20 protein-coding genes are annotated in these 20264 nt (G+C 60.5%); 9 read left to right on the plus strand and 11 right to left on the minus strand.

The features are described from left to right. Positions 1–51 precede the first annotated feature (51 nt). Together J0G10_RS13150 and J0G10_RS13155 are read left to right on the plus strand one after the other, a co-directional pair. A complete protein-coding gene (locus J0G10_RS13150; RefSeq protein ID WP_095125704.1) occupies positions 52–882 on the plus strand; it encodes an oxidoreductase in 831 nt (276 codons plus the stop codon). A gap of 131 nt (positions 883–1013) precedes the next feature. Continuing rightward, positions 1014–2558: an MFS transporter gene (locus J0G10_RS13155; RefSeq protein ID WP_220558622.1), complete on the plus strand. Its 1545-nt coding sequence runs from the start codon at positions 1014–1016 to the stop codon at positions 2556–2558. A 249-nt stretch (positions 2559–2807) separates the two neighbouring features. Here J0G10_RS13155 and J0G10_RS13160 read toward each other — a convergent pair whose 3' ends face one another. Beyond that, a complete protein-coding gene (locus tag J0G10_RS13160; RefSeq protein ID WP_220558623.1) occupies positions 2808–4199 on the minus strand; it encodes an aldehyde dehydrogenase family protein in 1392 nt (463 codons plus the stop codon). A 103-nt stretch (positions 4200–4302) separates the two neighbouring features. Between J0G10_RS13160 and ptrR the strand changes: the two genes are divergently transcribed. Beyond that, positions 4303–5181 (plus strand): putrescine utilization regulator PtrR, encoded by an 879-nt coding sequence (gene ptrR, locus J0G10_RS13165; RefSeq protein ID WP_095050129.1) that lies wholly within the window; start codon positions 4303–4305, stop codon positions 5179–5181. Between the two features lie 27 nt (positions 5182–5208). Here ptrR and J0G10_RS13170 read toward each other — a convergent pair whose 3' ends face one another. Both J0G10_RS13170 and J0G10_RS13175 read right to left on the minus strand, forming a co-directional pair. Further along, positions 5209–6774, minus strand: coding sequence for an aldehyde dehydrogenase (NADP(+)) (locus J0G10_RS13170; protein WP_220558624.1), 1566 nt, complete (start codon positions 6772–6774; stop codon positions 5209–5211). Next, the gene (locus J0G10_RS13175; RefSeq protein ID WP_095050046.1) at positions 6771–7409 is read right to left on the minus strand and encodes a cysteine hydrolase family protein; all 639 of its coding nucleotides are present in this window, start codon (positions 7407–7409) and stop codon (positions 6771–6773) included. Before J0G10_RS13175 ends, J0G10_RS13170 begins: the two co-directional genes overlap by 4 nt. 98 nt (positions 7410–7507) lie before the next feature. On the opposite strand from J0G10_RS13175, the gene J0G10_RS13180 reads away from it, so the two are divergent. Next, on the plus strand, positions 7508–8005 hold the full coding sequence (locus tag J0G10_RS13180) for a winged helix-turn-helix transcriptional regulator (protein ID WP_220558625.1): 498 nt from the start codon (positions 7508–7510) through the stop codon (positions 8003–8005). A 6-nt stretch (positions 8006–8011) separates the two neighbouring features. On the opposite strand, the gene J0G10_RS13185 is transcribed toward J0G10_RS13180, so the two are convergent. Both J0G10_RS13185 and J0G10_RS13190 read right to left on the minus strand, forming a co-directional pair. Then, positions 8012–8635 carry a glutathione S-transferase family protein gene (locus tag J0G10_RS13185; RefSeq protein WP_220558626.1) on the minus strand — a complete coding sequence of 208 codons (624 nt, stop codon included), beginning with the start codon at positions 8633–8635 and terminating at the stop codon, positions 8012–8014. 100 nt (positions 8636–8735) lie between these two features. Next, positions 8736–10151, minus strand: a complete 1416-nt coding sequence (locus J0G10_RS13190; protein WP_095050049.1) for a purine-cytosine permease family protein — start codon at positions 10149–10151, stop codon at positions 8736–8738. Between the two features lie 235 nt (positions 10152–10386). On the opposite strand from J0G10_RS13190, the gene J0G10_RS13195 reads away from it, so the two are divergent. Continuing rightward, a complete protein-coding gene (locus J0G10_RS13195) occupies positions 10387–11298 on the plus strand; it encodes a LysR family transcriptional regulator (RefSeq protein ID WP_095125698.1) in 912 nt (303 codons plus the stop codon). Positions 11299–11316: 18 nt separating this feature from the next. Here the strand turns inward: J0G10_RS13195 and argE are convergent, their stop codons facing one another. The 6 genes from argE to J0G10_RS13225 all read right to left on the minus strand — a co-directional run bounded on the left by argE (position 11317) and on the right by J0G10_RS13225 (position 16637). Next, positions 11317–12465 carry an acetylornithine deacetylase gene (gene argE, locus J0G10_RS13200; RefSeq protein ID WP_220558627.1) on the minus strand — a complete coding sequence of 383 codons (1149 nt, stop codon included), beginning with the start codon at positions 12463–12465 and terminating at the stop codon, positions 11317–11319. Next, positions 12462–13139 (minus strand): DUF1028 domain-containing protein, encoded by a 678-nt coding sequence (locus J0G10_RS13205; protein ID WP_095050052.1) that lies wholly within the window; start codon positions 13137–13139, stop codon positions 12462–12464. Before J0G10_RS13205 ends, argE begins: the two co-directional genes overlap by 4 nt. A 154-nt stretch (positions 13140–13293) precedes the next feature. Further along, complete coding sequence (locus J0G10_RS13210; RefSeq protein ID WP_220558628.1) at positions 13294–13710, minus strand: RidA family protein; 417 nt, start codon at positions 13708–13710, stop codon at positions 13294–13296. Between the two features lie 57 nt (positions 13711–13767). Then, a complete protein-coding gene (locus J0G10_RS13215; RefSeq protein ID WP_220558629.1) occupies positions 13768–15087 on the minus strand; it encodes a flavin-containing monooxygenase in 1320 nt (439 codons plus the stop codon). A 207-nt stretch (positions 15088–15294) separates the two neighbouring features. After that, positions 15295–15561: a FecR/PupR family sigma factor regulator gene (locus tag J0G10_RS13220; protein WP_095050054.1), complete on the minus strand. Its 267-nt coding sequence runs from the start codon at positions 15559–15561 to the stop codon at positions 15295–15297. 257 nt (positions 15562–15818) lie between these two features. Continuing rightward, on the minus strand, positions 15819–16637 hold the full coding sequence (locus J0G10_RS13225; protein ID WP_220558630.1) for an alpha/beta fold hydrolase: 819 nt from the start codon (positions 16635–16637) through the stop codon (positions 15819–15821). A 186-nt stretch (positions 16638–16823) separates the two neighbouring features. Between J0G10_RS13225 and J0G10_RS13230 the strand changes: the two genes are divergently transcribed. The 4 genes from J0G10_RS13230 (at position 16824) to J0G10_RS13245 (ending at position 20240) form a co-directional block, all read left to right on the plus strand. Next, positions 16824–17273, plus strand: a complete 450-nt coding sequence (locus J0G10_RS13230; RefSeq protein ID WP_220558631.1) for a winged helix-turn-helix transcriptional regulator — start codon at positions 16824–16826, stop codon at positions 17271–17273. Between the two features lie 97 nt (positions 17274–17370). Then, on the plus strand, positions 17371–17919 hold the full coding sequence (locus tag J0G10_RS13235) for a hypothetical protein (protein WP_095050131.1): 549 nt from the start codon (positions 17371–17373) through the stop codon (positions 17917–17919). 48 nt (positions 17920–17967) lie between these two features. Continuing rightward, positions 17968–18378 carry a lipocalin-like domain-containing protein gene (locus J0G10_RS13240; protein ID WP_220558632.1) on the plus strand — a complete coding sequence of 137 codons (411 nt, stop codon included), beginning with the start codon at positions 17968–17970 and terminating at the stop codon, positions 18376–18378. Between the two features lie 155 nt (positions 18379–18533). Further along, on the plus strand, positions 18534–20240 hold the full coding sequence (locus J0G10_RS13245) for a ShlB/FhaC/HecB family hemolysin secretion/activation protein (RefSeq protein WP_220558633.1): 1707 nt from the start codon (positions 18534–18536) through the stop codon (positions 20238–20240). Positions 20241–20264 lie beyond the last annotated feature (24 nt).

Genomic DNA, 20264 nt, shown 5'->3' on the forward strand with positions numbered 1-20264 from the left:
ATCAAGAAGACCCCGGCACCACCGCTAGGGTCGCAGACAGGAGGGGTTGATATGCGTACCTGGTTCATTACTGGCGCTTCCCGTGGTTTTGGTAGCCTCATTGCAGAACGCGCCCTGCATGCCGGCGATGCGGTGATCGCCACTGCACGTAACCCGCAAGACATCACTGACCGTCTCGGCGAGCAACCGAACCTGCTGGCGGTGCGTCTCGACGTCACCCGTGAAGACGAAGCTCACCAAGCGGTTGCTGAAGGCATCAAGCGGTTTGGCCGTATCGATGTGCTGATCAACAACGCCGGGTTTGGCGTACTCGGCGCGGTGGAAGAAACCAGTGCCAGCGAGACCGAGCGCCTGTTCGCCACCAATGTGTTCGGCCTGCTCAACGTCACCCGCGCGGTGTTGCCGCCTATGCGGGCGCAACGCAGTGGCCGGGTGATCAACATCTCGTCGATCGGCGGCTACCAGGCTTATATGGGCTGGGGTGTTTATGGCTCGACCAAGTTTGCCGTCGAGGGCATTACCGAGGCGTTGCACCAGGAACTGGCGCCGCTGGGCATTCAAGCCACGGTGGTCGAGCCGGGCTTCTTCCGCACGGATTTCCTTGATGAACAGTCGCTGATCAAAACCCGGCTTGAGCTGGCGGACTATGACGAAACCGTTGGCAAGATGCGTGCGTTCGCCGAGGCGGCCAACCATGCGCAACCGGGTGATCCGCAGAAGTTTGCCGAGGCGATGCTGGCGCTGGTCAATGCGCCAAATCCGCCGCAACGCCTGGCGCTGGGCAGTGACACGGTGGCGCGGATCGAGGCGAAGAATCGGTTGGTGGCGCAAGAACTGGCCGAGTGGAATGAGCTGGCGCTGTCTACCGATTTCGCCAACTGAACGCCGGAGCTGTGAGAGCGAGGTTGCTCGCTCTCATCTTTTTGGTGCGCAAACTTCGGTGGATTTTTCTGCGGTTTTCGCGCCTTATTCGCTGCGTTATGCAGCATTGTGATTGCTCAAGGGATGGAATGATGAACGCTATGACTCCGCCGCACGGAACGCGCGACAAGTTGCTCATACTGGCGGCCGTGTGCCTCTCGGCGCTGGTGCTGCCGTTAAGTTTTACCGGAGGCGCGGTGGCGACGCCGGCCATTGGCCGCGATCTGGGCGGCAGTCCGGTGGCGCTGACCTGGATCACCAATGCGTTCATGTTGTCGTTCGGCAGCCTGCTCATGGCCGCCGGCGCGTTGGCGGATGTTTACGGACGAAAACGCCTGTTCACCTTCGGCATGTTGCTGTTTACCGCCGCGTCGTTTGCGCAGAGTCTGGCGCCTTCGGTGTTCTGTCTGGATGTGTTGCGCGCGGTTCAAGGAGTGGCGGGAGCGGCGGCGCTGGCCAGCGGCTCGGCGGCGCTGGCGCAAGAATTCGAAGGCCATGCCCGGACCCGGGCGTACAGCGTGCTCGGCACTACGTTCGGCATTGGTCTGGCTTTCGGTCCGCTGGTGGCCGGTGCGCTGATCGAGGCCTTCAACTGGCGGGCGATTTTTGTCTTTACCGCGTTGATCGGCATGATCGCGATGGTCTTCGCTGTGCCGCGCATGCGCGAAACCCGCGACCCGCATGCCAAAGGGCTGGACTGGCCGGGCACGCTGCTGTTCAGCGCAATGCTGGCGCTGTTTACGTTTGGCCTGATCCAGGCGCCGGACAGTGGTTGGGACAGTCCACTTGTGCTCGGTTTGCTGTGCGCTTCGGCGGTGCTGCTGGCCGCCTTCGTGATCGTCGAAATGCGTGTCGAACGGCCGATGCTGGATCTGACGCTGTTTCGTTATCCGCGATTCATCGGCGTGCAGATGCTGCCGATCGGCACCTGTTTCTGCTACATCGTGCTGGTGGTGATGTTGCCGCTGCGCTTCATCGGCGTTGAGGGCTTGAGCGAGATCGATGCCGGTCTGCTGTTGCTGGCCTTGTCGGCGCCGATGCTGGTGGTGCCGATGCTGGCCGCATCGCTGGCGCGGTTCGTTTCCGCCGGCATCTTGTCCGGTGCCGGATTCCTGATGGCCGCTGTGGGCTTGCATTGGCTGAGTCTGTACAACGTCGGTGAGCCGAAAATCGCCTTGGTGGTGCCGATGCTGCTGATCGGCATGGGCGCCGGTTTACCGTGGGGGCTGATGGATGGTTTGTCGGTCAGTGTCGTGCCGAAAGAGCGCGCAGGCATGGCGGCGGGCATTTTCAGCACTGTGCGAGTGGCGGGTGAGGGGATTGCATTGGCGATTGTCGCGGCGGTGCTGGCGTCATTGCTGCACGCCGATCTGTCGAGTGCCGTGCACGCGGTGACGGGTAGCGCCGAGGCCTCGTTGATTGCCGAGACCGCGCACCGGGTAACCACCGGCGATATGGCGCATGCGATCAATACCGTGCCAGGTCTGGCCAACGAACGTCTGGTGCAAGGATACGCGGCGGCGTTTCAGTATCTGCTGCACATCCTGACGGTGATCACGCTGGTGTCGGCGGCGGTGGTGCTGGGGTTGTTAAGCAAGGATCGCAGCGTCGCGGAGCCACAACAGGCTGCCGCATAAACTCAATGTGGGAGCGAGCCTGCTCGCGAAAGCGGAGTATGAGTCGGCATAAATATCGACTGATGCACCGCTATCGCTGGCAAGCCAGCTCCCACAGGGTTCCAGGGTGTCTGCAGCATCAGTGGTTACACCGCAGTCATTGTGGGAGCTGGCTTGCCAGCGATGGGGCCGGTGCATTCAGCATCTTCATCGCTTGATGTACCGCTATCGCGAGCAGGCTCACTCCCACAGGGTTTTCCGGTGTCTGGATTATTTACGATCCAGCCACACGGTCTGCGCGTTGCAGAACTCGCGTACGCCGAAGTGCGACAGTTCACGTCCGAAACCGCTCTTCTTCACGCCGCCAAAGGTCACGCGCGGATCGCTCGCGGAGTAGCCGTTGATGAACACGCCGCCGGTGTCCAGTTCGCTGGTCAGTTGCTGGGCCAGTGCCACGTTGGCGGTGTAAATGGTCGCGGTCAGGCCGAACTCGCTGTCGTTGGCCAAGGCCACGGCATGCGCGCAATCGCGGGCGGTGATGATCGAGGCGACCGGGCCGAACAGTTCCTGTTTGAACGAAGTCATGCGGTCGGTGACATCGGCCAGCACGGTCGGCTCGTAGTAGTTGCCCGGGCCTTCAGACTTGCCGCCGCCGAGCAACAGCGTTGCGCCTTCTTCAAGGGTGTCGCGCACTTGCTGGTCGAGTTCATCACGCAGGTCGAAACGTGCCATCGGACCGATGTAGGTCTCGGCGGACAGCGGATCACCGACCTTCAACTTGCGCGTGGCTTCGACGAATTTACGCGTGAATTCTTCAACCACGCCTTCTTCGATGATCAGCCGTTTGGCTGCTGCGCAGACCTGACCGGAGTTCTGGTAGCGACCGATCACCGCCGCTTGCACGGCTTCATCCAGATCGGCGTCGTTGAGCACGATAAACGGATCGGAACCGCCGAGTTCCAGCACGCATTTCTTCAGCGCGGCACCGGCCTGAGCGCCGATGGCCATGCCGGCACGCACGCTGCCGGTCAGTGTCACGGCGGCAATGCGCGAATCGGCAATCGCGCTGGAAACGCCTTCCGGGGTGACATTGATCACTTCAAACACACCATCAGCGAAACCGGCGCGAGTAAACGCGTCGCGCAACAGGTAGGCGCTGCCCATCACGTTCGGCGCATGTTTGAGCACGTACGTGTTGCCGGCGATCAGCGCCGGTACAGCGCCGCGCAGCACTTGCCAGATCGGGAAGTTCCACGGCATCACTGCGAGGATCGGGCCGAGCGGACGGTATTCGATGCGCGCCTTGCCGCCTTCAACTTGCGTTGGTTCGGCGTCGAGCATGGCCGGGCCGTGTTCGGCGTACCACTCGCAAAGCTTGGCGCATTTCTCGATTTCGCCACGGGCCTGAGCAATTGGCTTGCCCATTTCCTGAGTGATCATGGTGGCCATGGCTTCGCTGGTTTCGCGCAGCGCACCGGCGAGGGCGGTCAACAAACGCGAGCGATCCTGCAACGGCTTGCGCTTCCATTTGCCGAAGCCATAAGCGGCGCGGGTCAGTGCGGCGTCGAGCGCTTGCGCGGATTCAAACGCGTAGTGACCGATCTGCTCGCCGGTGGCGGGGTTGATCGAGATGGCGTGGGTCTGGCTGGAAATCTGGCTCATGGCATCGTCCTGCATGTTCGTCGGATGGGCCTAGAGTAGGGTGGTGTTTGTTTTCTGGAAACTGAATAATAAAGATCGTTTCTTTCACGATTGGAGAATGACTGTGGATCTGGTGCAGCTGGAAATCTTCAAAGCCGTTGCCGAGCACGGCAGCATCAGCGCCGCCGCCGCGCAGATTCATCGCGTGCCGTCGAACCTGACCACGCGGATCAAGCAGCTTGAGCAGGATCTGGGCGTTGATCTGTTTATCCGCGAGAAAAGCCGTTTGCGCCTGTCGCCGGCCGGGTGGAGTTTTCTTGAATACGCGCGACGGATTCTCGACCTGGTGCAAGAGGCCCGGGCGACGGTGGCGGGGGAGGAACCGCAGGGCGCATTTCCGTTGGGTTCGCTGGAAAGTACAGCAGCGGTGCGCATTCCCGAATTGCTCGCGGCTTACAACCAATTGCACCCCAAGGTCGATCTCGACCTCTCGACCGGCCCCTCGGGCACGATGATCGACGGCGTGCTGTCCGGGCGTCTGGCTGCAGCGTTTGTCGACGGCCCGGTGCTGCATCCGACGCTGGAAGGCGTGCCGGCGTTCGAGGAAGAAATGGTCATCATCGCCCCGATCAGCCACGCGCCCGTCAAGCGCGCGGCGGATGTCAACGGCGAGAATATTTATGCCTTCCGTTCCAACTGTTCCTACCGTCACCACTTTGAAAAATGGTTCAGCACCGACGCCGCTGTACCGGGCAAGATCTTCGAAATGGAGTCCTATCACGGCATGCTCGCCTGCGTCAGCGCCGGTGCAGGTCTGGCGCTGATGCCGCGCAAAATGCTGCAGAGCATGCCCGGCAGCGCGACCGTCAGCGTCTGGCCATTGGCCGCGGACTTTCGTTATCTGACCACTTGGCTGGTGTGGCGACGGGGCACGGTATCGCGCAGTCTGAGCATGTTTGTGCGCTTGCTGGAAGAGCGCGGGGTGGTGCGCGCAGATGCATGATCGCGTCCGCCGCGCACTGGATCGCTGTTATTGCCCGTCGACGCTACGTGGCAGTTGCAGCGGATTGCCCTCGCGCAACGGCTGTGGCAACAACTCATCCGGAAAACCCTGATAAGTCACGGGACGCAAGAAGCGTTCGATCGAGGTCATGCCGACCGAGGTGAAACGGCTGTCCGACGTCGCCGGAAACGGCCCGCCGTGCACCGTGGCGTACGTCACTTCCTGTGGATGCGCGAAGGCGTTGGCCACGATGCGTCCGGTGCGGCGTTCGAGGATCGGCAGCAGGCGCCGCGCGAGTTCCAGGTCCACCTCTTCAAGGTGGATGGCAGCGCTGAGCTGTCCCCTGAACGAGCGGGCGACCGCCAGCAGTTCCTCGGCATCAGTGACCGCCACCAGCAGCGCCGACGGGCCGAACACTTCGTGGGCCAATCCCGGTTCACTGAGCAATTGGTGTCCCTCGACTTCCAGCAACGCAGCGCGTCCGGCGAATGTGGCATCGGCCGGCGTGCCTGCCGCGATCACCTGCGCGCCGGCACCTTCCATCACCATCAGACCCTCGACGTAGGCGCCATGAATGCCCGGCGTCAGCATCGTCCGCGCCGGTGCCGCGCTGACCCGTTTGCGCATGGCGCTGCGCAGCTCTTCAAACCCGGCACCACGGATGGCAATCAGGATCGACGGACACAAACAGGCCTGACCGACGTTGACCAGCATGCGCTCGATAAAGCCGTCGCCGATCTCGGTGCCGCGAGCCGCCATGGCCTCGGGCAGGATGAAGGTCGGGTTGACGCTGGTCATTTCGGTGAATACCGGGATCGGCTCGGGGCGCAATTGCGCGCGGCGATAGAGCGCCATGCCGCCCTGTTCAGATCCGGTAAACGTCACAGCCTTGATCAGCGGATGATCGACCAGCGCTTCGCCAATGGCATTGCCGCCACCACGCACCATCGAGAAAACACCTTCGGGCAAGCCATGCGCCTGCACGGCTTTACGAATGGCGCGGGCCTGGATTTCCGAGGCGCCGGGATGCGCGTTGTGTGCCTTGAGAATCACCGGTGCCCCGGCCGCGAGTGCCGACGCGGTATCGCCACCTGCCACCGAATAGGAAATCGGGAAGTTGCTCGCGCCGAAAATCGCCACCGGGCCGATGGCGATTTTTTGCAAGCGATGATCCATCCGTGGACGTGGCTGACGCTGGGGTTGTGCCGGGTCGATCGCCAGTTGTAGAAAGCGGCCCCGGCGCACCACATCGGCGAACTGGCGGAACTGGATCGCGGCTCTCAAAGCTTCGCCCTCAAGCTGTGCTTCGGGCAGTCCGGTTTCCAGTGCCGCGCGTGCCGCCAGTTCGCTACGAACCTCATCGAGGTTGTCAGCGATGCTCTCGAGAAACGCGGCACGCTCGGCCAGCGAGGTGTGGCTGTAGTGGTCGAACGCGGCATCGGCGAGTGTCGCAGCCTGATCAACCTGTGCCGCACCGCCGAAAGCGAAGTCCGGTTCTATCCGTTGATCGCTGGCCGGGTTCAGCGCTTTCATCGTGCCTTCGGTGGCGGCGACATCCGCCGCGCCGATCAGCAAATGGCCGGTCAGATTCATTGCGCTTCACCCTGGGATTGGAGGTTGGCAATTAGTTCGTCAGTGCTGGCAATCACGTGAGCGAATGTCGGGCCGTTGAGTTCGTGAGCGGCGTGCATCATTTCCGCTTTGAAGGCCGCTGTTGCATCGCGTACCAGGGTGACGTGGTAGCCCAGTTCCGAGGCATAGCGCGCGGTGGCTTCGATGCAGGTATTGGCCAGCAGGCCGACGATGATTACGTGGGTGACGCCTTGCTGCTTCAGGCGAAAATCCAGGTCGGTGTTGGCGAATCCACTGGAACCCCAATGTTCCTGAACCACGATATCGCCATCCTTCGGGGCGAAATCCGGGTGCCATTCGCCGCCCCATTCGCCCCGGGCAAAATGATGCATGTGCATGATTTTGCATTGCGTCGGGGTCGGGTGGTCCCAGGTTTCGTAGTCGCCTTTTTCCCAGCGATGATGGGGTACGATGACCACCGGAATGTTCAGGTCGCGCACCGTGCGATCGAGTTTGCGCAGGTTGTCGAGCAGGCCGTTCTGCTCGGCCATGGGTTTGATCAAAGGGAAAATCTTGCCGCCCTCCGAGAGAAAATCGTTGTACGGATCGACCAACAGGTAGGCGGTTCTGTCCAGCGGATAGGGGGTATTCGACATGGCTGCTTGCTCCGGCAATGGGATTATCGGTGCACAGGGCTTGTCCCGGCATCGTGTAGATATGATAATCATAGTAACTGTAAAAGAGGCAAGCCCTGATGGCAGTAAACGATAGTCTTCCCGATACGCTGTGCCCGATTTCCCGGGCCGAGACGATCGTCGGCGACCGCTGGACCGTGCTGGTTTTGCGCGAGTTGTTCATGGCCAATCATCGCTATGACGAGATCCAGGCGCAGACCGGCGGTACGCCGCAGATGGTTGCCGCGCGTCTGAAATGCCTGGAAGCGGAGGGGCTGGTTGAGCGCCGGTTGTACAACGAACGGCCGAAACGCTACGAGTACCACCTCACGGCGAAAGGTGAGGCGTTCTACCCGGTGATCATCGCGTTGCGGGCGTGGGGAGAGACTTGGTGCAAGGCTCCGGAGGAGGGGCTGGCGGTGAACATGACCCATAAGAACTGCAACCACAGCGCCGGTCTCGGGCCGCTGTGCGAGCACTGCGGCGAAGCGTTGCGTCGGGAAGATCTGATCAGCCAGCCACAAGCAGCCTATGCCGCCGAGCGACAGGCGCGGCGTGAGGCGTTCAAAAGCAAATAACCGCGATCACGGCGTGCCGTTGCGACCGTGCAGCACGTAGCCGGGGCGCAGGTTCAAGCGATTGTAATAGGCTTTCACTGCGCCAAAATCCGGGTGAGCCAGTGGGGTTTCGAACCAGCGGTTCACCGACAGCCCGATGGGAATGTCCGCCAGGGAAAACTGTTCGCCGCTGACGTAGGCGCCGGTCTTCTCCAGTTGCCGGTCGAGGATTGCCATGTTCTTCGACCATTGCTCAATCCCGACCGCCAGTGCGGCGCTGTCCTGATGCTCAGGCGACTGTCGCACCAGAGACAGAAAAGCGTACGACCACGAGCGATTCAGCTCCGACGCTTGCCAGTCGATCCACTGATCAATCCGCGCCCGTGTTTGCGCGTCAGTCGGGTAGAGGTGCGAACCGTCGTAGCGCGACACCAGATAACGAATGATCGTGTTCGATTCCCACAACGTGAAGTCGCCGTCCTGAATCACCGGCACCATGGCACAGGGATTGAGCGCGAGAAACTGCGCATCGTGCGTCGATCTGAATCCCGAACCCCAGTCTTCACGCTCGAAAGGAATCTGCAGTTCAGCGCAAGTCCACAGGACTTTGCGCACGTTGATCGATGAGGCTTTACCCAGTATTCGCAGCATTGGATTTCCCTTACCCAATAATCGTCAGGCCTGAAGTAATACCACACCGCAATAGACAAGGCCCGCACTGGGCGGGCCTTGGTTGTTCATCAGGTCAAAATCACAGACTGCTCGCCAGTTTCCCGCCCATCATCCGCCGCCGATAGGACGTGTCGCGGTTAGCCAGCCAGAAGTACAACGGCGAGGTCACCAGCAGCCCCACCAGCCAGGACAGGTCCGCGCCGTTGATGTGCGCCGACACCGGGCCGACGTACAGCGGCGTGTTCATGAACGGGATCTGCACGGCGATGCCGATCGCGTAAGCCAGCAACGCCTGCGGGTTGTAGCGGCCGTAGATGCCGCCGTCGACCTGGAAGATCGACTGGATGTCGTACTGACCTTTGTGGATCGCATAGAAGTCAATCAGGTTGATCGCCGTCCACGGCACCAACACCACCAGCAACACCAGCACCATGTCGACGAAGTGGCCGATGAAGTCTTTCGAGGCGCCGACGGCGGCAAAGCAGCAGGCCAGCAACACGATGATCGAGATCACCGCGCGGCTTTTGGCGGTAGGAATCCAGCGGTAGGCGAAGGTTTGCACCAGGGTGATCAGCGACAGCACCGCGCCGTAGAGGTTGAGGGCGTTGTGGCTGATCACGCTGAGCAGGAACAGCACCAGCATCAGCGGGCCAATGGAACCGGTGGCGAGTTTCACCGCGTCCATGGTGTCCATGCCCACCGGTGTCGCCAGCACTGCGACGGCACCGAAGATGAACGCCAGACTCGACCCCAGCGCTGAACCCAGATACGTGGTCCAGAACGTCGACGAGACTTTAACGTCCGCCGGCAAGTAACGCGAATAATCAGACACGTAAGGCGCAAACGCGATCTGCCACAACGCCGCCAACGACACAGTGGCCAGCCAGCCGGACAGGTTGAAGCTGCCGCGAGTGAGGAAGTCGTCAGTCTGAATATGGGTGAAAATGTAGCCGAAACCGACAACGATGCCGATCCCCAACACCCACGTGCCGATGCGGTTGAGCACGTGGATGAAGCGGTAACCAATGATGCCGATAATCCCAGAACCGACTGCGCCGATGACGATGCCGACCGGCACCGGAACGCTGTCGACCACGCCATGCAGCGACTTGCCGGCCAGCACGATGTTGGAGGCGAAAAAGCCGATGTACATGACGCCGGCAATCAACACCACCAGCAACGCGCCGAGGGAGCCGAACTGCGCACGGCTCTGGATCATCTGCGGGATGCCCATCTGCGGGCCTTGCGCCGAGTGCAGCGCCATCAACACGCCGCCGACCAGATGGCCGACGAGAATTGCGACGATGCCCCAGAGCAGATTCAAGTGAAACAACTGCACGCCCAGTGCACCGGTGACGATGGGCAACGGCGCGATATTGCCGCCGAACCACAGCGTGAACAGATCCCTGACCTTTCCGTGGCGATCTTCGGGGGGCACGTATCCTATCGTGTGTTTTTCAATCAGCGGAGCGGAAGTTGCTGCAGGGATAGCCATGACGAACTCCAAGGCAAGGATGAGTACGTGGACGTACTTCGGCAAGCGCCGGCACGGGCGGCGCATTTCTTGTTGAAGTGATCATGTGCAAAGCGTCGGGATTGATAAATTAGTAAGTTTGTTGCTACAGACCTTAAAAAAAATATGCTTCGGCTGGCGCCCGCGTCCGGTATGTTCAAGCTTGATCGTGCGCCAGGGAAACAGGGCGAACACTCGCGCTCTTCGGGAGACTCACATGGCTGCCTATAACCTGCGCCAGCTCAAATACTTCGTCACCACGGCCGACTGCGGCAGCGTCGCCGAGGCCTCGCGCAAGCTCTACATCGCGCAGCCGTCGGTCTCCACCGCGATCAAGCATCTGGAAGAAAGCTTCGGCGTGCAGTTATTCATCCGTCACCACGCCCAAGGCGTCTCGCTGACGCCCAGTGGCTCGCGCTTTTATCGCAAGGCGCTGGAGCTGCTGCGGGTGGCTCACGAGTTTGAACAAAACGCGCTGGCCGATAATGACGTGGTCGCGGGGCAGATCGATATCGGCTGTTTCGAAACCGTCGCACCGCTGTACTTGCCGCGCTTGATCGCCGGCTTCAAGGCGCGCTGGCCAGGGGTGGAAATCCGCATTCGTGATGGCGAACAACAAGAGTTGGTACAGGCCCTGACCGCCGGCAGCATCGACGTGGCGATGATGTTTGAACACGACTTGGACAGCACCATCGAAACCACGCCGCTGATGCCACCGCAGCAGCCTTATGCGTTGCTGCCGGCCAGCCACCGCTTTGCGCAACAGGCAAAGGTCTCGCTGGATGATCTGGTGCTGGAACCGATGATCCTGCTCGACGTGGTGCCGAGCCGCACCTACTTCGTGAGCATCTTCGAGGAACGCGGGCTGACGCCGAACATCGTCTTCAGCTCACCGTCGATCGAGATGGTGCGCGGTATGGTCGGCAACGGTTTCGGCTTTTCGATTCTGGTGACCAAACCGTTCAGCGACTACACCTACGACGGCCAGCAAGTGGTGTGCGTGCCGCTGGCGGAAAACGTCACCGGTTCGGGATTGTCGGCGGCCTGGCTGCGCCGGGTGCAACTGACCAAACCGGCGCAGTTGTTTGTCGATCATTGCCGCGAAGAACTGGCCCGAGTGCACCCGTGAGGGCGGTCGGGCCGGGGTTCAATCACTGATAAACGCAAGCATGCGCTGAAGCATCTGATCGCACGCCTGCAACTGATCGAGGCTGACAAACTCATCGGGCTTGTGACCCTGATCCATGCTGCCGGGGCCACACACCACGGTGGGAATGCCCACCGCATCAAACAACCCGCCTTCAGTGCCGAAGGCCACGGTGCCGAAATCCGTTGAACCGCAGAACGCAGAGATCAACTCAGCGGCCTGACTTTGCGCATCGGTGGCCAGCCCCGGATACGCCGATAAGGCGCTGAAGCGAATATCACTCTGCGCACTGACCGCGCGCATACGCGGCAGCACTTCGCGCTCGGCGTAGGCTTTCAGTGCTTCGGCGACGAGCGCTGGATCCTGCGAGGGCAGGGCGCGGATCTCGAAATCGAAACGGCAATCGGCGGGCACGATGTTCAAGGCCTTGCCGCCGCTGATCACACCGGTCTGCACCGTGCTGTAGGGCGGGTCGAAGCGCGCATCGTGATGCTCCGGCGCTTTCAGTTGCTGGCCGAGGCGACCCAGTTCGCCGATCAGTTCGGCGGCGTATTCAATCGCGTTGACCCCGAGCGGCGCATAGGCCGAATGGCAAGGATGGCCCTGCACATCGCAGCGCATTGCCAGTTTGCCCTTGTGGCCGAGCACCGGTTTCAATTCGGTCGGTTCGCCGATGATGCACAGCAACGGTTTGATCGGGCGTTGCTGCAAGACCTTGAGCAACGAACGCACGCCGAGGCAGCCGACTTCTTCGTCATAGGACAAGGCAATGTGCACCGGCATGCGCAGCGGCGTTTTAACCAGCAACGGCACCAAGGCCAGCACGCAGGCGATATACCCCTTCATGTCCGCGGTACCGCGCCCAAACACCTTGCCGTCGCGTTCCGTCAGTTCGAACGGCGGCAGCGTCCACGGCTGACCATCGACCGGCACCACATCGGTGTGCCCGGACAGCACGATGCCCGGTTGATCCACCGGGCCGATCGTGGCGAACAGGTTGGCTTTGCTGCGCTCATCGTTGTAGATCAGCACGCAGGGTACGTCGAAGCTTGCGAGGTAATCGCGGACGAATTCGATCAGTTGCAGGTTGGATTCACGGCTGGTGGTATCGAACGCCACCAGCGCCTTGAGCAACTCGACGCTGTTCATCGGTCATCACCGGCCACGCCATAACCCGGCGCCTTGGCCGGATCGAGGGCGCGGTCGATGTAGTCCTGAAGCTGAGGCTCGTAAGCGTTCCAGAGTTTTTGCAACTGACCGATCGGGTCTTCATCAGCCCAGTCGACGCGCAGGTTGACGATCGGCCAGGTCTGCTCGCCGACCACCACAACAGCGGCGGAGTGCACCGGGCCGGCTTCGCCACCGAGCGCTTGTGCGGCGTGCAGGGCTTTGAGCAGACGATCAGCGAGTTGACCTTCGCCGTCCTCGAAGGCGCTGACCATGGCTTCGATCACCGAACGCCCGGCAAGCATGTTGCCGGCGGCGACGCACTGTTCGCCGCTGACGGCGTTGTGCACACCGAGGGTTTGCGCACCGCTGAAATGTGCGGTCTGGCCGAGGTGGTTGATCGCGGTGATCTGGCGGTACTGGCTGTAGCCGTTGCGCGTGAGGACTTTATCCAGCGCATCGTCCGGCGCCAAACCTTGCTCCATCAGCGCGAGGACTTCCGGGCCGAGAGACGGCAGGGTGATGTTCTGGCTCGACACCGCGCCAACACCCGGCAGCAGCCACGGGCAACGGGCACCGACGGCGATGCTGGAGGAACTGATGGCGACACCGAACTGGCCGGTTTCGGCGCAGCGGGCTGTGATTGAAAAGGTCATCTGCTTACTCCTTACTAGGAAGATGTTGTCCTTGAGGGCCTCATCGCTGGCAAGCCAGCTCCCACAGGTTTGGGGTCGATCAAAAAACCTTCAAACAACTCCAAACCCTGTGGGAGCTGGCTTGCCAGCGATAGCCGCGACTCGGTGTGATGCCTTACTCAGGAACCACCGCAATCACATCAATCTCCATCAACCACTGCGGCTGCCCCAGTGCCGACACCACCAGTCCGGTGGAAATCGGAAACACACCCTTGAGCCACTTGCCGACTTCGCCATACACCGCCTCGCGATAACGCGGGTCGATCAGGTACGTGGTGGTCTTGACGATATGGCTCATGTCGCTGCCGGCTTCTTCGAGCAGTTGCTTGACGTTGCGCATCGCTTGTTCAGCCTGCGCACGCGGATCACCCAGGCCGATCAGATTGCCGTCGAAATCCGTGCCGACCTGGCCGCGCACATACACCGTGTTGCCGGCGCGCACGGCCTGGCACAGGTCATTGTCCAGCGTCTGGTTCGGGTAGGTGTCCTTGGTGTTGAACATGCGAATGCGAGTGTGGGTGGGCTGGCTCATGGAAAGCTCCTGAAGAAGGTATGCCCGACGCAATCGGCGCCGGGGCGTAAAGGGCTATCAAGCGTCGACGGTGTCGGCGGCTTTGCTGTGGCTGTTCTGGTGCAGCTCGGCTTCACGCTGTTCGGCATCGCGGTAGTCGAGGTATTTGCGCTGGGTGGCGATGTGGTCGGCGACGTGTTTGGCGTCGTGCCAAACGCCCCAGATAAATGACGAGCCACGGCGCGACTGCCACGGCAAACCAAGGAAATACACCCCCGGCTCGCTCGACACGCCGCGCTGATGCACGGGCTTGCCCTTGTTATCGAACGCTGCGACCTGCAACCACGAGTAATCCACGGCAAATCCGGTGGCCCAGATGATCGCGGTGACGCCAGCCTTGGCCAGATCCAGATCGGCCAGCGGATTTTTCACGCACTCGGGGTCCGGATAGGTTTCGCGCGCCTCCGGTTCTTCCGGCAGATCGAGGCCGTTGCGCTCGATGTAGGCATCGGCGGCATCCAGCAGCGTCAGATAATTCTCGTCGCCGCGAGTGAGGTTGCCGACCAGGTCCTGCTTGAAAGTCACCACGCCGTTATTGAACGATTCGGTGACGCCGACCAGGGTCATGCCGCGATGGGCCAGACCACGGAAATCGATGGTGCGACCGCCATGGGCGCCGCTGACTGCGATGGTCACGTGCTCACGACCGGGTTTCATCGCCGCTTGATCCCACTCGCCGAGCACGCCGAGCCACCAGCAGAAATCCCGGTTGCGGTATGCGCGGGGCGGGCGGTCATGGGCGCCGACCGACAGGTAAACCTGTTTGCCGGAACGTTGCAGCTCATCGGCGATCTGCACGCCGGAAGAACCGGCACCGACCACCAGCACTGCGCCTGCCGGCAGTTGCTGCGGGTTGCGGTAGTCAGCGGAATGGATCTGCAACAGACGTTCGTCTTGCGGGGCAATCGCCGGGATCACCGGTTTCTGAAACGGCCCGGTAGCGGCGACAACACGGTTGGCTTCGATCACACCTTCGGAGGTCTCGACAGTGAAACCCGGGCGACCGACATTGCGCACCACGCTTTTCACCTCAACGCCGGTACGGATCGGCGCATTGAATTTCTTCGCATAGGCTTCGAAATAGTCAGCCACACGTTCTTTCGGGGCGAAACCGTCGGGATCGACGTCATCGAATTCTAGCCCCGGGAAGCGGTCGTGCCACGCCGGGCCGTTGGCCACCAGCGAGTCCCAGCGCCCGGTGCGCCAGCGTTCGGCAATGCGATTGCGCTCCAGCACCAGGTGCGGCACGCCGAGTTTGCTCAGGTGCTCGCTCATGGCGACGCCTGCCTGGCCGGCACCCACGATCAGCGTGTCTGTTTTTATTATTTCAGGGGTCATCTCTACATCCTTCCTAGCAAGGCAGTGGGATTCGGGCCGCTGTTGGCTTGTCCGTTTGGCTTGAGGTCAGACTAGGGAGGAGGGGGATATCGGTAAAATATTATTAAGCTGGGATGTGAAGATAAAATTCTGATGCAGAAGGGCCAAAGCCTTTGAATACGCGGCTTTCAGTTGTTGGAGCGAGGGAGAGAGGGGCGAGCGTGGCCCCTATATTTCGCGCGAACCTTTGTGCGCTGGTTTGTCGCCGGTCAGGAGTTTTTTCGCTGTTTCGGGTTCATCCGGCAATTGGCCGCTGAGATCCCAGATTTCGAGCATTTTTGCGTATTCAAAAGCGTGGCGCGGGTCGAGCTGGATCCAGTGCTGGAAAGCCTGACGTTCAGCCAGCGGGCAATTGTTATCGTGCAGGCGCATGCACCAGTCAGCGGCTTGGTTAGCGATGTCTTCGTCTATTTCGTTGCAGTCGGAAGGGGGCATGGGCAGGTTCCTGTTTGGCCGGATAACGCACCCTACGAAGCGGACTGGGAAAAAAATGTCAAAACGGCGTAATGATCGTCTGGGTGCGTTTGCAGCGGACCTTCACGCAGTCCGTGCGGTTGCCATTATCGGCAAAACGCAAGCAAATGCCGACTCCCTTTTACTCGGTAATGCCCCGACGATAGATCGTCTCGGTCGAGACGCAGAGCCGCAAAAAGTCCGTCAAAGTGATCTGACGGACTTGTTCGTGGGGTTTTTCAGCGCTGGAGGAATGCCAGCAGATCCTCATTCAAGGCCTGTGCATGCGTCACCGCAAAACCGTGTGGCGCCCCGGCGTAAACCTTCAGTTCAGCGCCCTTGATCTGCGCCGCCGCCTGCTTGCCGGTGGTTTCGAACGGTACGATCTGGTCGCCGTCGCCATGGATCACCAGCGTCGGCACGTCGATCTTGGCCATGTCCGGGCGGAAGTCGGTTTCCGAGAACGCCGTGACGCAATCCACGGTGCCTTTGAGCGAGGCAAGCAGGGCGATATTCAGGGTTTGCGTGAGCACGCCGTCAGAGACTTTCTGGCCTTGGTTGGTGCCGTAGAACGGCGCGGCGAAATCGGCGATGAACTGCGCACGATCCTGCAGCAGGCCGGCCTTGATGCCGTCAAACACTGAAGTATCGACGCCTTGCGGGAAGTCGGCTTTCTTGCCGAACAGCGGTGTCACCGCGCCCAACAACACCAGACCGGCAACGCGCTCGCTGCCATGCCGGGCGATGTAGCGGCTGACGTCGCCGCCGCCCATGGAAAAGCCCACCAGCGTCACGTCACGCAGGTCCAAATGGTTGATCAGCTGCGCGATGTCATCGGCGAAGGTGTCGTAGTCATATCCGGTCCACGGCTGATCGGAACGGCCGAAACCGCGACGATCAAAGGCAATGGTGCGATAGCCACGGCTGCTCAGGTATTCCATCTGGTATTCCCACATGTCGGCATCCAGCGGCCAGCCGTGGCTGAACAGCACAGGTTTACCGCTGCCCCAATCCTTGTAGTAAATCTCGGTACCGTCTTGCGTGGTGAAGGTGCTCATGGAAACTCCTGCGTCAGGGATCGCGAGTGATGCCGAAATGGCGACATTCACTATCAACGCAAAGCGATCCGGCTACTTGTATGCAGGTGCTGGTTTTAGGTCAGCTCGGTCGTGGATCCGCGCCAGAGTTGTATGATGCAACTCAAGGCCGCCCGGCCGCCCACTGAATCGAGGGAGTACGTTTACGTGAAACGCAAAAGTCTGCAGGGCAATGCCTGCCCGGTTGCCCGCACGCTGGATCTGATCGGTGACTGGTGGTCGTTGTTGATCATTCGTGATGCGCTGGATGGCATCCGGCGTTTCAATGATTTCCAGAAGAGTCTGGATATCGCGAAAAACATGCTCAGCGCGCGCCTCAAGGGGCTGGTGGAGCAGGGGATTCTGCAAGCGATGCCAGCCGCCGACGGCGGCGCTTATAAGGAATACGTGCTGACTGAGCGTGGCAAAGCCTTGCAGACCGTGATCGTCGCGCTGTCGCAGTGGGGCGGTGAATTCATGTACGCGCCGGGTGAGCCGGGGTCGGTGATGGTTGATGCAAAGGATCGTCAGCCGATTCGCAAGCTGGCGTTGACCTCGGCCGATGGTCGCCTGCTTGCACCCGATGACGTCGCGACGCGACTGGGTGTTGAGCACTGACGAACAAAAGTTTGACGTCAAAATGATGGCCAACTAATATCGCGCCGCTATTCTGATGTCATCCTTGGCGCCAGTCCTTAATCGAGAAACTTCGTCCGTGAATAAACGCGCATTACTGCCTCTGGCTGTGATTTTCACGCTTGTAGGCTGCCATTCCACTGTTCGGGATTCCTCCCCGAGCCTGCTCAAAGACGGTGTTCAGTTGGGCCAGAACACCGTTGCCACGGATGACCAGCACGCCAAGGTCATCATGAAGGCCACGGGTGGCACCAATCCGGTGGAGTTTTCCATCCGGCGTGCGGATGACCCTGACCGTCGCATGGAGGTGCTTGGCACCGTCGTCGATTCAGGTCGGGGCCATGTTTTCGGCTGGATCGCCAAGCTCAATGAAGTGGCCAACAGCGCCACGGTCAAGCGCTTCCCACAAGTGGAGGCACAAGCGGATGCCGACAAGCCCTTTGAAATTTCGGGGTATTCGAACAGCCGGGTTACGGGGGGGATTTATACCTGTGGGCCGCTGACCACTGTTTTCACTCCCGAGCGTGGCAAGGTCTACCAGGTGGAGTTCCAGTTCAGCGGTGAGCATTGCGAACAGCATGTTTATGACGTTACTCAGCCCCGGCAGCGCACGCTCGTAAAGAGTTGAGTCGGCACGCACAGCGCACTGAATTTATCGAAAAAAAGGAAATACCCTGTGAAACGGAATCTCTCCCTGGCACTTATCATTCTGGCCGCCACATTGTCTGGCTGCGCCACTAATAAGCCGGTCGTTGACCCATCGCTGGTCGGTTCATGGAAAGGTCTGCGCGACGAAAACGGCAAATGCCAGTTCATGTCCTGGAAAAACCAGTTCAACGCCGACGGTACTTTCTCCATAACCTTTTTCCGCGACGCCAAGCAGACACAGAAGGTGCAAACCGAGCATGGCACCTGGACAGCTACCAATGGCAAGAGTGTGCTGAGAACCAATGGCGTCGCTGCGCCTGATGTTTACACCTACAAGCTTACTGATGCTGACACGGTGCATTACGTCAATGTGGAGAAAGGCCCTTCGGCGGATTGCCAGGAAGATTATGCTTTTGATGAGCACCGTATTCGCGGGTAAGCCAGTCAGAAGCATCGCGGGGCTGCAATGGCCCCGTTTGTTCAATTCTTGATACAAACCCGACAAAAGGTTTAAACGATAGTTTGACGTCAAAATGATGGCCATCTAATATCGCGCCACTATTTTGATGTCACTTTCGTATCGAGGGATCGAACATGTCCTCACCCGCCCTCGTGGCGAGGTTGTGCGTAGCGTTGCTGTGCCTTTCTCCACTCCAGATTGCCGTTGCCGCCCCTACACCCGGCGACACCGACCTCATCCGTGATCGCCAGAACCGCCTGCTCGAAGAGCAGCAGCGGCGCCTCGAAGAACTCAAGGATCTGCCCGGCAAGGACGCCAAGCCTGCGCAACCGGCAGCCCCCACCGATACCCGCTGTTTCCCGATCAAAGACATCGAACTCAAAGGGGCCGACAGTCTTTCCGAGCGCGACAAGACTCGTCTGCTCAAACCCTATATCGGTGAATGCCTCGGTGTGCCGCAGCTCAACGAGCTGCTCAAAGTCATCACCGATCACTACATCGAGAAAGGCCTGGTCACCAGCCGCGCCTACCTGCCACAGCAGGATCTGTCCACCGGGCATCTGCAAGTGCTGGTGGTCGAAGGCAAACTTGAAGGCATGAAAGGCGCGGAAAACAGCCAGCTCTCGGAGCGCGAACTGGCCATGGCTTTCCCCGGCAAAACCGGTGACCTGGTCAATCTGCGCGAGATCGAGCAGATGGTCGATCAGCTCAATCGTCTGCCATCCAATCAGGCAAAAATGGAGCTGGCGCCCGGGCAGAATGTCGGTGGCAGTGCAGTGCTGGTCAACAACACCCCGCAGAAGCCATGGCGAGTCGGGCTGTCACGCAACAACGACGGCCAGCGCAGCACCGGTGAGCAGCAGTGGGGCACCACGTTTGACTGGGACAGCCCGCTTGGCCTGGCCGATCAGTTGAGCCTACGCGGTGGTCACGATGCGATGACTGACCATCAGCACACCTCGCGTAACGCCATGCTCAATTACAGTTTGCCGTGGGGCTGGTGGACGTTCAGCTACACCTACAGCCAGAGCGAATACCGCTCGCAAATCGCCGCCAACCTCTACAACTTCAAACAGACCGGTGACAGCGAAAACCATCAGTTGCGCGCCGAGCGGGTGATCCACCGCGACGCCGTCAGCAAGACCTCGCTCAGCGCCGGTCTGTCGTACCTGCGCACCAACAACTTCATCGAAGACAGCAAACTCAAACTGAGCAGCAACCGCATTAGCGAAGCGCAGTTTGGCTTCAACCACGGTCGTCGGGTCGGCAGTGCTTTCGTCAACTTTGACGCGGGCATGCAAGAAGGCATTGGCGCCTTCGACGCTCAAGGCAGTCATGATCCGGGCCCGGGTGAGCCAAATGCACGCTACCGCAAATACACCGCCACCCTGAGCTACCTGCAGCCGTTCAAGTTGTGGGGCGAGTCGTTCAGCTTCAGCAGCCTGATGACCGGCCAGCGCAGTGAAGATGTGTTGTTCAGCCCGCAACGCACCAGCCTTGGTGGCTCGTCGTCGATTCGTGGTTACAAGGATCAGTCGCTGTCGGGCGACAGCGGTGGTTACTGGCGCAACGATCTGCGCTGGTCGCGCCCGGTGACCATCGAATGGCTGCAACCGGTGTTCTCCGAATACGGCACCAGCCTCGGTTACGACCAGGGTGTGATCCAGAACGGTCGCTACAACGGCGATCAGCACGGGCGCATGTCGAGCAACTCGCTGGACCTGTTCGCCCGTGGCAAATACCTGTCCGCCGGGGTGACGTTTGCTCATTCCCTGGAACGCCCGGATGCGCTGACCGAGCGTGAAGCACCGATCTACTTCCGCCTGGATTTCTTCCTCTAATACCGCCCGCCCCGAGATTCTGAA

The sequence above is a fragment of the Pseudomonas germanica genome, from assembly GCF_019614655.1.
GTDB classification, from domain to species: Bacteria; Pseudomonadota; Gammaproteobacteria; order Pseudomonadales; family Pseudomonadaceae; genus Aquipseudomonas; species Aquipseudomonas neuropathica.